Annotated in this window: 11 protein-coding genes; 6 read left to right on the forward strand and 5 right to left on the reverse strand. The window is 72.5% G+C overall.

The window, feature by feature from the left end:
* The first annotated feature begins 526 nt into the window (after window positions 1-526).
* Both ADK86_RS11120 and ADK86_RS11125 read left to right on the forward strand, forming a co-directional pair.
* A complete protein-coding gene (locus tag ADK86_RS11120) occupies window positions 527-3,835 on the forward strand; it encodes a sacsin N-terminal ATP-binding-like domain-containing protein (protein ID WP_053696428.1) in 3,309 nt (1,102 codons plus the stop codon).
* 228 nt (window positions 3,836-4,063) lie between these two features.
* Window positions 4,064-4,372, forward strand: a complete 309-nt coding sequence (locus tag ADK86_RS11125; RefSeq protein WP_053696429.1) for a hypothetical protein — start codon at window positions 4,064-4,066, stop codon at window positions 4,370-4,372.
* A gap of 4 nt (window positions 4,373-4,376) precedes the next feature.
* Here ADK86_RS11125 and ADK86_RS11130 read toward each other — a convergent pair whose 3' ends face one another.
* Window positions 4,377-6,770 carry an HAD-IC family P-type ATPase gene (locus tag ADK86_RS11130; protein WP_053696430.1) on the reverse strand — a complete coding sequence of 798 codons (2,394 nt, stop codon included), beginning with the start codon at window positions 6,768-6,770 and terminating at the stop codon, window positions 4,377-4,379.
* Window positions 6,771-6,939: 169 nt separating this feature from the next.
* Window positions 6,940-7,221 (reverse strand): DUF2530 domain-containing protein, encoded by a 282-nt coding sequence (locus ADK86_RS11135; protein WP_003986983.1) that lies wholly within the window; start codon window positions 7,219-7,221, stop codon window positions 6,940-6,942.
* Between the two features lie 317 nt (window positions 7,222-7,538).
* Here ADK86_RS11135 and ADK86_RS11140 point away from each other — a divergent pair, with 317 nt between their 5' ends.
* On the forward strand, window positions 7,539-9,008 hold the full coding sequence (locus ADK86_RS11140) for an NCS2 family permease (protein ID WP_053696431.1): 1,470 nt from the start codon (window positions 7,539-7,541) through the stop codon (window positions 9,006-9,008).
* 30 nt (window positions 9,009-9,038) lie between these two features.
* Here the strand turns inward: ADK86_RS11140 and ADK86_RS40695 are convergent, their stop codons facing one another.
* Window positions 9,039-9,227: a ribbon-helix-helix protein, CopG family gene (locus ADK86_RS40695; protein WP_073759267.1), complete on the reverse strand. Its 189-nt coding sequence runs from the start codon at window positions 9,225-9,227 to the stop codon at window positions 9,039-9,041.
* A 130-nt stretch (window positions 9,228-9,357) separates the two neighbouring features.
* Between ADK86_RS40695 and ADK86_RS11145 the strand changes: the two genes are divergently transcribed.
* From ADK86_RS11145 to thpR, 3 genes are all read left to right on the forward strand, one after another.
* Window positions 9,358-9,795 carry a MarR family winged helix-turn-helix transcriptional regulator gene (locus tag ADK86_RS11145; RefSeq protein WP_053696432.1) on the forward strand — a complete coding sequence of 146 codons (438 nt, stop codon included), beginning with the start codon at window positions 9,358-9,360 and terminating at the stop codon, window positions 9,793-9,795.
* A gap of 29 nt (window positions 9,796-9,824) precedes the next feature.
* Complete coding sequence (locus ADK86_RS11150) at window positions 9,825-11,231, forward strand: MFS transporter (protein WP_053696433.1); 1,407 nt, start codon at window positions 9,825-9,827, stop codon at window positions 11,229-11,231.
* 97 nt (window positions 11,232-11,328) lie between these two features.
* The gene (gene thpR, locus ADK86_RS11155; RefSeq protein WP_053696434.1) at window positions 11,329-11,895 is read left to right on the forward strand and encodes an RNA 2',3'-cyclic phosphodiesterase; all 567 of its coding nucleotides are present in this window, start codon (window positions 11,329-11,331) and stop codon (window positions 11,893-11,895) included.
* 168 nt (window positions 11,896-12,063) lie between these two features.
* Here thpR and ADK86_RS11160 read toward each other — a convergent pair whose 3' ends face one another.
* On the reverse strand, window positions 12,064-13,065 hold the full coding sequence (locus tag ADK86_RS11160; RefSeq protein WP_053696435.1) for an aldo/keto reductase: 1,002 nt from the start codon (window positions 13,063-13,065) through the stop codon (window positions 12,064-12,066).
* A 62-nt stretch (window positions 13,066-13,127) separates the two neighbouring features.
* The gene (locus tag ADK86_RS11165) at window positions 13,128-13,817 is read right to left on the reverse strand and encodes a GDSL-type esterase/lipase family protein (protein ID WP_053696436.1); all 690 of its coding nucleotides are present in this window, start codon (window positions 13,815-13,817) and stop codon (window positions 13,128-13,130) included.
* Between the last annotated feature and the right edge of the window lie 119 nt (window positions 13,818-13,936).

Below are 13,936 nucleotides of genomic sequence, written 5' to 3' on the forward strand. Positions count from 1 at the left end.
GGCCATCTCCTCGGCGCCTGGAGCGGCCGAAGTGTATGGACGCAACCGGGGCTTCGGTCGCCTGCGGGGAGTGTCCCCCTGCACACCCCCTCCCGTCGGATTGGCGAGTGCGGGCCGGTGGGGGAGGGGGAAAGAAGCCGGGTGCGCGCCCCCCCACGAGGCGAAGCTCGCCTGGCGTAGGCGCAGGGCCCCGGGCGGCTCCGCGCCATGCGGAGGCGGCCGCCGGGGTCTGTAAGGACCCCTGCCACGGCGGCGGGATAGTCGCCTACGGCGCGGGCTCGGGGACACGTAGGGGTCTCCCCGCAGGCGACCGAAGCCCCGGTCGCGTCCATACACTTCGGCCGCTCCAGGCAACGAGGAGAGACCCCTGCGGGGCCCCGAGCCCCCACCCACCGAACCCCGAGCGTCAAGGCGCACCCCCACCGGGCAGAACCGCACCCCACCGGGCAGAACCACACCCCCACCGGGGCAAGCACCACCCCCCCCGGCCCCCGTCACGCAATCGTGACCCCCCACCCGGTAGAAAATGACCCTGGCACCGACAACGGGAGACAACGTGAGCGAAGCGGCAGGCGCAGAGGCAGATCCGTTTGGGACGGCTCGGCTGCGCAGGGGGGTGCTCGATGCGTGGGCGGCCTCGCCGGCCCGGTTTCGGGAGGATGCGAACGCCGAGGAGGATCTCGCTCTCGGCGGGTACCGCGACCGTCTCGCCGTCGAGCTGGCGCAGAACGCCTCGGACGCGGCCGCCCGCGCCGGCGTACCCGGGCGGCTGCGCCTGACCCTGCACCCGGCGGAACGCCCCGGCACGGACCCGGCCGTACTGGTCGCCTCCAACACCGGCGCCCCCATCGACGCCACCGGCGTCGAGTCCCTGGCCACCCTGCGCGCCTCGGCCAAGCGCGAGACCGAGACCGCGGCGGCCGTCGGCCGCTTCGGTGTCGGCTTCTCGGCTGTGCTCGCGGTCAGTGACGAGCCCGCGCTGGTCGGCCGGACCGGCGGCGTCCGCTGGTCGTTGACCGAGGCCCGCGAGCTGGCGAGCCAGTTCGCCGCGCACAGTCCCGGACTCGGCGGCGAACTGCGCCGCCGGGACGGCCATGTGCCGCTGCTGCGCCTGCCGTTCCCGGCGGAGGGCAGTGCCCCGCAGGGTTACGACACTTCTGTCGTGCTCCCGTTGCGCGACGGCGCCGCGCACGAGCTGACGGTCCGCCTGCTGGCCGGTATCGACGCCGCGTTGCTGCTGACGCTGCCGGGCCTGGCCGAGGTCGTGATCGAGACCCCGGACGGTGTGCGGGAGCTGAGGCGGCGCCAGGAGGGCGCGTACGTCGTCATCGAGGACAGTGAGCGCGGCAGCTCCCGCTGGCGGGTCAGGAGCGAGAGCGGGTCGCTGGACGCCGAGTTGCTGGCCGACCGCCCGGTGGAGGAGCGTCTGCGTCCGCACTGGGCGGTGACCTGGGCGGTTCCGGTGGACGAGGAGGGCGCGCCGGTGCGTCCGGCGACCGCGCCGGTCGTGCACGCGCCGACGCCCACGGACGAGCGGCACGGTCTGCCGGCGCTGCTGATCGCTTCGTTCCCGCTGGAGCCGACCCGGCGCCGCGTCGCGCCCGGCGCGCTCGCCGATCATCTCGTACGGCGCGCCGCCGAGGCGTACGCGTCGTTGCTGGCGGCCTGGCAGCCGGTTTCGGCCGGGACGGTCGATCTCGTGCCGGGTCCGCTGGGGCAGGGCGAGTTGGACAACGAGCTGCGGCGGCAGGTGTTGGAGCTGCTGCCGCGCGTACGGTTCCTGCCGAGCGCGGCCGCACCCGCCACGCGTACGGAGCTGCCCTTGGAGGCGCAGTCCGGCACGAGCGGTCCCGATGAGCTGGCTCCCGGCGAGGGGGGCGGCTGGGGCGGCGCCCGCGGCGAGGAGGACGCGTATGTGCTGCGGCCGGTGGACGCGGAGCTGGTCGAGGGGGCCGGTGCGGACACGGTCCGTGTGCTGGCCGAGCTGTTCCCGAGCCTGCTGCCCGCCGGGCTGGAGCGGCGGCCCGAGCTGCGCGCATTGGGTGTCGCGCGGGTGCCGCTGGGCGAGGTCATCGACCGGCTCGCGGGCGTGGACCGGTCGCCCGCCTGGTGGTGGCGGCTGTACGACTCGCTGGCCGGTACGGATCCGGAGCGGCTGAGCGGCCTGCCCGTACCGTTGGCGGGTTCCGGGGCCGAGGACGGCCGGGCGTCGCGCACGGCCATCGGCCCGCGCCAGGTACTGCTGCCCCTTCCCGAGAGCGGCGGGGGTGACGCGACGGACCGCCACCGCGTCCTGGCCCGCCTGGGGCTGAAGGTCGCCCACCCCGATGCCGTGCATCCCCTGCTCGAGAAGCTGGGCGCCACCCCGGCGAACCCGCGCGCCGTCCTGACGACTCCGCAGGTCCGGGCGGCCGTGGCGGGCTCTTTGGACGCGGCCGAGGACGACTATGCCTTCGGCTTCGACGGCGAGCCGGCCGGGCTCGGCGGCGAGGAGCTGGCGGAGGCCGTGCTCGGTCTCGTGCGCGACGCGCACCTCGCGCCCGGCGACGAGCCCTGGCTGGCCGCGCTCGCCCTGCCCGACGAGGACGGCGAACCGGCCCCGGCGGGCGAACTGGTGCTGCCCGGCAGCGACTTCGAGCGGGTGATCCGTGAGGGCGAACTCGCTTCGGTGGAGGCCGAGTTCGCGGAGCGCTGGGGTGAGCAGCCGCTGACCGCCGTCGGCGTGCTGGCGGGCTTCGCGCTCGTACGGGCCCCCGACGTGGTGCTGGATCCGGATGAACTGGAGCCGCGCGACGGGGACTTCACCGAGCCGGACGATGTCGGCGTGCTGGACGCCGTGGACGTGTGGTGCGAGGACGTCCTCGACGGGCTGCCGGAGACGCCGGTGCCGCCGGTCGCGACGGAGATCGTGGCCGTACGGGACCTGGACCTGGTGGACGACGACGCATGGCCGCAGGCGCTGGCGATGCTGTCGCGGCCGCCGCTGCGGGACGCGCTGACCGCGCCCGTGCGGGTGCTGCTGCCGGACGGCACGACCGAGCTGGTCCGCCCGTACACGGCGTGGTGGCTGCGCGGGCACCCGGTGCTGGACGGCCGCCGCCCGGCGGGGCTCCGGGCCGCGGGCGGCGACCCGCTGCTGGCGGGGCTGTACGAGTCGGCGGACGCGGGCGAGGTGGACGCCCAGGTGCTGCGCGCCCTCGGCGTACGGACCTCCGTCGCCGCCCTGCTGGAAGAGCCGGGCGGCGCGGCCGAACTGCTCGCCCGCCTGGCGGACCCCGCGCGCGAGGTGGACTCCGCCCAACTGCACGCGCTGTACGGGGTGCTGGCGGAGCTGGACCCCGAGCAGGTCACGCTCCCCGACGAACTGCGGGCCGTGGTCGGCGGCGAGGTCCGCGTCGTGGACGCGGCCGACGCGGTGGTCGCGGACGCGCCCGACCTGATGCCGCTGGCCACCGGGCTGCCGCTGCTGCCGGTACGCCCGGCGCGCGCCGCGGATCTGGCGGAGCTGTTCCAGGTACGGCGGCTGAGCGAGGTCTTCCCGGCGCCCGTACGGTCGGAGGGCACCCGGCACGAGGTCCCCCAGCCGGTCCGAACCCTCCTCGGCCCGGACACCCCGCACTCCTACGTCGAACACGAGGAACTGACCGTCGAGGACGGCACCGAACTCGACTGGCGCTGGACCCCCGACGGCACCCTCCACGCCGCCACCCTGGAGGGCGTCGCCGCCGGCCTCGCCTGGGCCGCCGGCCAATGGCCCCGCCGCTTCGAAACCGCCGCCCTCCTGGAGGACTTGGACCGCGCGGAGGAACTGGCGGAGGCCCGCTGGTTCGACTGACACCGGTGCGTTCGCCCATGCGCGGCACACCCGCTCCCTTGTCCGGCGGGATAAGGTGACGCGCATGGGCATCGCACGCTGTTCAGGGCCGACGGGCTTCACGTAGCCCGCCAGGAGATACCTGGCGGTGGCTGCGATCGGAGTCCCGTGGCACGCACCGCCCATCACCTTCGCCCTGCCCCCGGTCGGCCCGCGTCCGGCTGGTCACCGGGCGAGCCCTGGAGTTCCGTGGTCCTCCACGACCTCCGGTACAGCGCCCGCACTCTCGCCGAGGCGGCGCGCGAGTCCAGAAGGCCCCGGCCGCGCACGGTCCGCCGTACGGTGGCCATCCACTCGTTTCCCCGTTATCAGCGGGACCGTTCCGTCGCCCGCTGGTCCGCGCAGGAGGAACGCCGGGCGCGGCAGCGGCTGCGCCGCCAGGTGGGCACCGTCGTGGGGCTGCTGAACTCCGCCGCCGGCGAGCTCGCCCTCGATGTCGCGGACACCGTGGACGTACCGCCGGTGCGTCACCGGCGCGGCTCGCTCTGGCTCGCGTAGTCGGCTAGGCGGGGAACCGCCGCCCCACCACCCGCCAAGCCACCTCCAGCAGCACGGCCGCCGCCGCGGCGATGCCCACCGCTGCCCACGGCATGGTCGTGCCGACCAGTTTCAGGTCGAAGAAGTTCTGGAGCCAGGGGACGACGAGGACGACCAGGAAGCCGAGGGCCATGGCCAGGACGAGGCCGATGCGCCACCACGTGTAGGGGCGGGCGATGATCGCCAGGACCCACATGGCGCTGAGGAACAGGGTGAGGGTGGCCGCGCTCGTCTCGGCCGGGAGGGCGTCCGGGCCGTCGTAGTGGCTGCGGGCCAGGAGGTACGTGGCGAACGCGGCGAGGCCGATGATCAGGCCGGAGGGGACCGCGTACCGCATCACCCGGCGGACGAAGTGCGGCTTCGCGCGCTCCTTGTTGGGGGCGAGGGCGAGGAAGAACGCGGGGACGCCGATGGTGAGGGTGGACAGCAGGGTGAGGTGGCGCGGCAGGTACGGGTACGGGATCTGGCAGCAGGCGACCAGGATCGCGAGCAGGACCGAGTAGACGGTCTTGGTGAGGAAGAGGGTGGCGACGCGGGTGATGTTGCCGATCACCCGGCGGCCCTCGGCGACCACCGACGGCAGTGTCGCGAAGCTGTTGTTGAGGAGCACGATCTGCGCGACGGCCTTGGTGGCCTCGCTGCCCGCGCCCATCGAGACGCCGATGTCCGCGTCCTTGAGGGCGAGTACGTCGTTGACGCCGTCGCCGGTCATCGCGACGTTGTGGCCGCGCTTCTGGAGCGCGCCGACCATGTCCCGCTTCTGCTGCGGCGTGACGCGGCCGAACACCGCGCCGTCCTCCAGGGCCTTGCCCATCTCCTCCTGATCGGCGGGGAGTTTGCGCGCGTCCACGGGGGATTCCGCGCCGGGCATGCCGAGCTTTCCGGCCACCGCGCCGACCGACACCGCGTTGTCGCCGGAGATGACCTTCGCCTGGACGCCCTGTTCCTCGAAGTACCGCAGGGTGTCCATCGCGTCGGGGCGCAGCCGCTGTTCGAGGACGACGAGGGCGGTGGGGCGGACGTGGTCGGTGATGGCGGAGTCGTGCAGGTCGCGTTCGGCGCGGGCCAGCAACAGGACGCGCAGGCCCTGGGAGTTGAGGTCGTCGACCTCGGAGAGCGCGTCGTCGCCGGAGGGCAGGAGGACGTCCGGGGCGCCGAGCAGCCAGGTGGTGTGTTCGCCGTCCGGGCTCTGCAGGGCCGCGCCGCTGTACTTGCGGGCGGAGGAGAACGGCAGCGCGTCGGTGCTGCGCCAGTCGTCCTCCGCCGGATACGCGTCGATGATCGCCTGGAGGGACGCGTTGGGGCGCGGGTCGGACGCGCCGAGCGCGCCGAGGACCTGCTCGATGCGGCCCTCGTCCGCACCGTCGAGCGGCCGCAGCTCGCTGACGTCCATGCCGCCCTCGGTGAGCGTGCCGGTCTTGTCCAGGCAGACCACGTCGACGCGGGCCAGACCCTCGATCGCGGGCAACTCCTGGACCAGGCACTTCTTGCGGCCGAGCCGGATGACGCCGATCGCGAAGGCGACCGAGGTGAGGAGGACCAGGCCCTCGGGGATCATCGGGACGATGCCGGCGACCATGCGGCGTACGGCCTCGTCGCCCGCCATGTTCAGGGTGAACAGGTGGCTGAGGATCAGGCCGATGGCGGTCGGCACCATCATCCACGTCACGTACTTGAGGATCTGGCTGATGCCGGTGCGCAGCTCGGAGTGGACGAGGGTGAAGCGGGACGCCTCCTCGGCGAGCTGGGCTGCGTACGCCTCGCGTCCGACCTTGGTGGCGGTGAACGCGCCGCCGCCGGCGACCACGAAGCTGCCGGACATCACCTTCTCGCCGGGCTTCTTGACCACCGGATCGGCCTCGCCGGTCAGCAGCGACTCGTCGATCTCCAGGCCGTCGCTCTCCAGGACCTCCCCGTCGACGATCACCTTGTCGCCGGGGCCGAGTTCGATGACGTCGCCGAGGACCACCTCGGAGGTGGGGATCTCGGCGGCCGTGCCGTCGCGCCGTACGGTCGGCCTGGACTCGCCTATGACGGCCAGGCTGTCCAGGGTCTTCTTGGCGCGCAGCTCCTGGATGATGCCGATGCCGGTGTTGGCGACGATGACGAAGCCGAACAGGCCGTCCTGGATCGGCCCGACGATCAGGATGATCACGAACAGCACGCCGATGATGGCGTTGAAGCGGGTGAAGACGTTCGAGCGGACGATGTCGGCGGTGGAGCGCGAGGACCGTACGGGGACGTCGTTGACCTCGCCTCTGGACACCCGCTCGGCGACCTCGGCGGCGCTCAGGCCGCGGTGGGCCGGTTCGGCGGCCTGCTCGCGGCTGCCGGCTTCGGTCTTCGCCCGCTGAGTCATGCCTTCGACGTTACGGGCGGAACGGACGATTCACCCGCTGGATACGCACAGGAAGGTGGCGGGAGTTGTTGGAGGGGCGTGCGTCAACCGTCGGGGGTCGGGATGCGTCCACTATGGGGTGACATGGTCCGCGGGGCGAGACGGCCGTCCGGGCCGGGCCGTGCCCGTCTCAGACCGCGTCCACCGGCGTGGGCCCGGCGTCCCGCGCCGCCGCGGCGCGCTTGATCGCTGCGTCGCGCTTGCGGACGTACCAGATGCCGAGGAGGCCGAGGCCGCCGCCGGCCAGGCAGGTCCACACCCACCAGGTGCGGTCGTGGTCGGCGAACCAGCCGTAGAAGGGGAGCTGGGCCAGGAAGAGCACGAACCAGATGATGGTGCCGCCGGTGATCGTGCCGACGACGGGGCCCTCAAGAGGCTCCGGGGCCTCGCGCAGTTCGGACTTCTTCCACATGGGGCCAGCTTACGGGCAGCCGCTGACAGCACCGATCCCGGCAGGCCGGGCCGCGCGGCGCGGCCGTCGGGAGGGCCGTGGACGGGTCGAGACCGGACCGCGGGCGGACCGCGGGCACCCGCCGAGCGCTACTGGCCGGATTCCCCAAGGGTCTACGCGCGGAGATAGCGATCATCGACTTGTTTATTCATACTGAACCTATCCGGTTCTGACTGGTTTGATTCGTTCAATCATCCAATCTGATCCGGTCTGTTTGTGTTCTGGGCCCGATCCGGGGCCCCCACGCCTCTTCAGGCCCGTACGACTGAGGTCCGCGCATGTCCCCCTCGGCCACCACGCCGGTCGACGCTGTCCAGAGCCCAGGCCCGCAGCCGCCGAAGAACGGTCTCGACCGGTTCTTCAAGATCTCCGAGCGGGGATCGACGGTCTCCCGCGAGCTCCGCGGCGGTCTCGCCACCTTCTTCGCCATGGCGTACATCGTCGTGCTGAACCCGATCATCCTCGGCGCCGGTCAGGACAAGTTCGGGCACCACCTCGACAACGGCCAGCTGGTCACCGCCACCGCCCTGATGGCGGGCCTGTCCACGCTTCTGATGGGCGTCATCGGCAATGTGCCGATCGCCGTCGCCGCCGGCCTCGGCATCAACGCCGTCGTCTCCCTCCAGCTCGCCCCCAAGATGAGCTGGCCGGACGCGATGGGCATGGTCGTGCTCGCCGGTCTGGTGCTGATGATCCTGGTCGCCTCCGGCCTGCGGCAGCGGGTCATGGACGCGATCCCGAACGGGCTGCGGCGCGCCATCGCGATCGGCATCGGCCTGTTCATCTCGCTGGTCGGCCTGGTGGACGCGGGCTTCGTCACCCGTAACCCGGACGCCGCGCACACCACCGTGCCGCTGGCGCTGGGCCAGGGCGGCCAGCTCCAGGGCTGGCCGGTGCTGGTCTTCGTCGTCGGCCTGGCGCTGATGTTCCTGCTGACCGTGCGGAAGACCAAGGGCGCGATCCTGATCGGCATGGTCGTGATGGCCATCGTCGCGATCATCATCAACGCCGTCGCCGAGATCCCCGACGCGAGCTGGGGCCTGGCCGTGCCGAACGTGCCGGACAGCCTCGTCGGCGCCCCCGACTTCGGCCTGATCGGCCAGATCAGCCTGTTCGGCGGCTTCAAGGAGGTCGGCCTGCTGACCGGCTGCCTGTTCGTCTTCACCGTGCTGCTGTCCGGCTTCTTCGACGCGATGGGCACGATCATCGGCGTCGGAGAGGAGGCCGGGCTGACCGACGAGAACGGCAGTCTGCCGGGCATGGGCCGCATCCTGATGGTGGACGGCATCGCGGTCGCGGCGGGCGGCGTCGGCTCGGCCTCGGCCAACACCTGCTTCGTGGAGTCCACCGCGGGCGTCGGCGAGGGGGCCCGTACGGGGCTGGCGAACGTGGTGACCGGCGGGCTCTTCCTGCTGGCGCTGGTCTTCACACCGCTGGCGACGGTCGTGCCGTCGCAGGCCGCGACGCCCGCCCTGCTGGTCGTCGGCTTCCTGATCATGTCGGCCAACGTCCGGGAGATCGACTGGAGTGACTTCACCGTCGCCGTCCCGGCATTCCTGACGATCATCTCGATGCCGTTCACCTACAGCATCACCAACGGCATCGGCATGGGCGTACTGGCCTTCATCCTGCTGCGGACGGCGACCGGCCGCTTCAAGGAGATCCCCTGGCTGCTGAACGCGGTGGGGCTGGCCTTCCTCGTCTACTTCCTGCTCAACCCGATCGAGCAGGTGCTGGGCGTCAGGTGAGGCCCGGCCGGTCCGTACGGCGGGACCGGCTCACAGCGGCGGGGCGGCGTAGAACCGCTCCGTCCGGTCCACCGACATCTTGAAGCGTTCGTCGAAGTCTTCACGGATGAGCGTCCGGGTCACATAGTCCTGGACGCTCATTCCGCGTTTGGCGGCGTGCTGCCGAAGGCGCTCCAGCAGTTCCCCGTCCATGCGCAGGCTGAGCACTCCCGATCCCATACCGCCACGGTCCTCTCACGCCCTGGTCAGGCGGGTCACTTTCCGCTGCGTCCTCACTCGGAAGGGTGATGCGGGCGGCCCCACGTCAACGGGCTTTCATTAGAGAGGGTAATGAGTTATGCTAACGACCATGCCGGAACTGTCCCTTGGCGACGATGCTGCCGCCGTGAACGCCTTGCGGTCCGCCGTGATGCGGCTCTCCCGCCGACTCAAACACCAGCGGGTCGACGAGTCGCTCAGCCCGACCGAGATGTCGGTGCTCGGCACCCTCGCCCGGTGCGGCCACGCCACCCCCGGCGAGCTGGCGCGCAAGGAGCACGTCCAGCCGCCGTCGATGACCCGCATCGTGGCGATGCTGGAGGCCAAGGGCCTGGTCCGGCTCGAAGCGCACCCCGACGACCGCCGCCAGAAGGTCGTCACCCAGACCGAACAGGCCGAGGCGATGCTCGAAGAGAGCCGCCGCAAACGCAACGCGTGGCTGGCCGAGCTGGCCTCCGGGCTGGACGAGGACGAGTGGGCCGCACTGCGGACCGCCGCACCCGTACTGGAGAAGCTCGCCCAGCTGTAGAAACCGAAAGCCGAGGAGGCGAACCCACTTTGAGTACGGGATCCGGAGCAGACTCCGCCCCCGCACCGATATCCCACGACACCACCGCCACCGACGCCGCGACCGCACCCCCCGCAGGCTCCCGGGGCACCGCCGCCGAGCCGCGCGGGGGCATGTTCCGTTCGCTGCGCGTCCGCAACTACCGGCTGTTCGCCACCGGACAGGTCGTCTCCAACACCGGCACCTGGATGCAGCGCATCGCCCAGGACTGGCTGGTGGTCAGCATCACCGGCTCCTCCGCCGCCGTCGGCATCACCACCGCGCTCCAGTTCCTGCCCATGCTGCTGTTCGGGCTGTACGGGGGCGTGATCGCCGACCGGGTCTCCAAGCGCAGGCTGCTGCTGGTCACCCAGGCTTCGATGGGCCTGACCGGCCTGGTCCTGGCCGTGCTGACCCTCAGCGGGAACGTCGCGGTCTGGCACGTCTACCTGATGGCCTTCGTGCTCGGCCTGATCACCGTCGTCGACAACCCGGCGCGGCAGGCGTTCGTCGTCGAGATGGTCGGCCCGGACGACCTGCGCAACGCCGTCAGCCTGAACTCGGCCAACTTCCAGTCGGCCCGGCTGATCGGCCCCGCCGTGGCCGGCGCGCTGATCACCTCCCTCGGCAGCGGCTGGGCGTTCCTCCTGAACGGCCTGTCCTTCCTCGCGCCGCTCGCCGGACTGCTGCTGATGCGCACCCGTGAGCTGCACAAGGTCGACCGCGCCCCGCGCGGCAAGGGCCAGCTGCGCGAAGGCGTGCGCTACGTCGCCGGCCACCCCGAGCTGATCTGGCCGATCGTCCTGGTCGGCTTCATCGGCACCTTCGGCTTCAACTTCCCGATCTGGCTGACCGCCTTCGCCGACAAGGTCTTCCACGGCGGCGCCGGCATGTACGCCTGGTTCAACGGCCTGATGGCGGCCGGTTCGCTGGCGGGCGCGCTGCTCGCGGCCCGGCGCAGCACCTCGCGGCTGCGGCTGCTGGTGGGCGCGGCGCTGCTGTTCGGCGTGCTGGAGATGGCCGCGGCCCTCTCCCCGGCCGTCTGGATCTTCGGCGCGCTGCTGATCGTCATCGGCATGGTCGGCCTGACGATCAACGTCACGGCCAACTCCAGCGTGCAGCTGGCGACCGACCCGCTGATGCGCGGGCGGGTGATGAGCCTGTTCATGATGGTCTTCATGGGCGGCACACCGCTCGGCGCGCCCATCGTCGGCTGGGTCACCGACGCGTACGGCGCCCGCCTCGGCTTCCTCGCGGGCGGTCTGGTCTCCGTGCTGGCGGCGGCCGGTGTCGGCCTGATGCTGACCCGCGCGGGCGGGCTGCGCGTACGGATCGACCTGCGGCGCGGCCACCAGCACGTACGGTTCGTGCCCCGGCAGCGGGACGGCGAACCGGAGCGGCTGACGGCGGCGGCCTGATACGCCCGTACCGGGCCGGGACCGCGCGTACGGCGATCCCGGCCGGTGCGCTCTGCGGTCCCGGCCCCGCCACCGCCCCGTGCGCGACACTGGCCGCATGAGACTCTTCGCCGCAGCGCTCCCGCCCGAGTCCGCCGTCGAGGAACTCGCGGCCCGGGTGCGCCGGCTGCGGCGGCTGCCCGGCGCGGACCGGCTGCGCTGGACCGGGCGGGCCGGCTGGCACTTCACGCTCGCCTTCTACGGCGAGGTGCCGGAGACCGTCCTCCCCGAGCTGCGCGAGCGGCTGGCGCGGGCGGCCCGGCGGTACGAGCCGATCCCGCTGCGCCTCAAGGGCGGCGGGCGCTTCGCGGACCGGGTGGTGTGGGCGGGGGCCGACGGCGGCCTGCCGGCCCTGCGGAAACTGGCGGACTCGGCGAACGCGGCGGCCCGCCGGGCCGGGGTGGAGATGTCCGGCCACCGCGCGTACACCCCGCACCTGACCGTCGCGCGCAACCGCGGCGGCGCCCTCGACCTGGACCCGTTCGTCGAGGCCCTGACGGACTTCGAGGGCGGCGCCTGGACCGTACGGGAGCTGGCGCTCGTCCGCAGCCACCTGCCCGCCGGCGGGGTGCCGGGCGAGCAGCCCCGGTACGAGACGGTGGCGGCCTGGCCGCTGGGCCGCTGAGCCTGGCCGCGGGTGTGCCGGCGGGGCCGGTTACGCTCGAAGGGTGGACCCCAAAACCCGTAACCGGATCATGTCCGGCCTGTTCGCCGTACTGCTCATCGTCGTGATCGTGGCGGCCGCCCTGCGCTGAACCGCCGGACGGCCGCCCGGCACCGCCGTCCCCTCAGCTCACCAGGCGAACGCCTCCGGCGAAGGACCGGTGGCCGGGAAGATCTCATCGAGCGCGCTCAGCAGCTCCGGCGAGAGCTCCAGCTCCACGGCGCGCAGCGCGGAGTCGAGCTGTTCGGAGGTGCGCGGCCCGACGATCGGCCCCGTCACACCGGGCCGGGTGAGCAGCCAGGCCAGCGCGACCTCGCCGGGCCGCAGCCCGTGCTTGTCGAGCAGGTCCTCGTACGCCTCGATCTGCGCCCGGATCGCGGAGTTCGCCAGCGCGCCGGCCGAGCGGCCCCCGTTCGTACGGGCTCCGCCGCCGCCCTCGCGCTCCTTGCGCACGGCGCCGCCGAGCAGGCCGCCGTGCAGCGGCGACCACGGGATGACGCCGAGCCCGTAGGACTCGGCCGCCGGGATCACCTCCATCTCGGCGCGCCGCTCGGCGAGGTTGTAGAGGCACTGCTCGCTGACCAGCCCGAGCGAACCGCGGCGCGCGGCGGCCTCGTTGGCCTGCGCGATGTGCCAGCCCGCGTGGTTGGAGGAACCGGCGTAGAGGATCTTGCCCTGCTGCACCAGGACGTCGACGGCCTGCCAGATCTCGTCCCACGGCGTGTGCCGGTCCACGTGGTGGAACTGGTAGAGGTCGATGTAGTCGGTGTTCAGCCGCTTGAGGCTGGCGTCCACCGCACGCCGGATGTTCAGCGCGGAGAGCCGGTCGTGGTTGGGCCAGACCCGCTCCCCGTCGCCGCCCATGTTGCCGTAGACCTTGGTGGCGAGCACGGTCTTGTCGCGGCGGCCGCCGCCCTGGGCGAACCAGGAGCCGACGATCTCCTCCGTGCGGCCCTTGTTGTCACCCCAGCCGTAGACGTTGGCGGTGTCGAAGAAGTTGACGCCCGCGTCGAGCGCGGCGTCCATGATGGCGTGGCTGTCGGTTTCGTCCGTCTGGGGTCCGAAGTTCATCGTTCCCAGGACGATGCGGCTGACCTTGAGTCCGGTGCGTCCGAGCTGCGTGTACTCCATGGGGCCCTAGCCAACGCCTTGGAGCGTGCTCGAATCAAGACGCGCGCCGTGCCCCGCGTCCCTCAGTTCCCTGCCGCCATGTACGGCCCGCCCACGTCCCACGCCTGGTGCATGGCGTCCGCGAAGGCCGCCGCGAGCAGGTGCTCGCCGGACGCGGAGGGGTGCGTTCCGTCGTAGGTGTCCCGGTCCAGGTCGTAGTCCGCCGGGTGGGAGGCCAGCAGCAGCGGCGAGGCGGGGGTCGACAGGTCCGCGACCGCCTTGGCCAGCAGTTCGTTGAAGCGCTCGCACTCGGCGGCGAAGGGCGCGTCGCACAGGGCGCGGGTGTTCGGGATGACGGGCAGCAGGACGGCCCGTACGGACGGGCGGGCGGCCCGCGCCTCGGCGACGAAGCGGCGCACGTTCGCGGCGGTCTGCTCCGCGTTCGTGTAGAAGCCGAGGTCTATCAGGCCGAGCGAGACCAGCAGGGTGTCGGCCTTGGACGCGCGCACGGCCTCGCCGATCAGCGGCGCCATGTGGCACCAGCCCTCGCCCCACCCGGCGAGGTGCCGCCGCGCGTTCTCGGGGAAGTCCGGGTCCCGGTAGGCGTACGAGACCGCCGCGCCGGCGGCCGCGTCGTACAGCGCGCCGCGCGGCCCGACGATGCGGTACGGCCCGCCGAAGGTCCGGTTCAGGTGCTGCCACATGCGATAGCGCCAGGTGAAGTCCCCGGCGCTGCCGATCGTCATCGAGTCGCCGACGAACATCACGCGCATACGGCCTCCCGGCCCGCCGGCCCGGGAGCGCCAAAGGGCGCGGTCGGGGTACTCATGCGGAGATCATAGGGAGCCGCCGGGCGGGCGGTCGGCGCCGGGCCCTGGGTCCGCCCGGCGCC

This window comes from Streptomyces sp. NRRL F-5755 (assembly GCF_001279365.1).
GTDB lineage: Bacteria > Actinomycetota > Actinomycetes > Streptomycetales > Streptomycetaceae > Streptomyces > Streptomyces rimosus.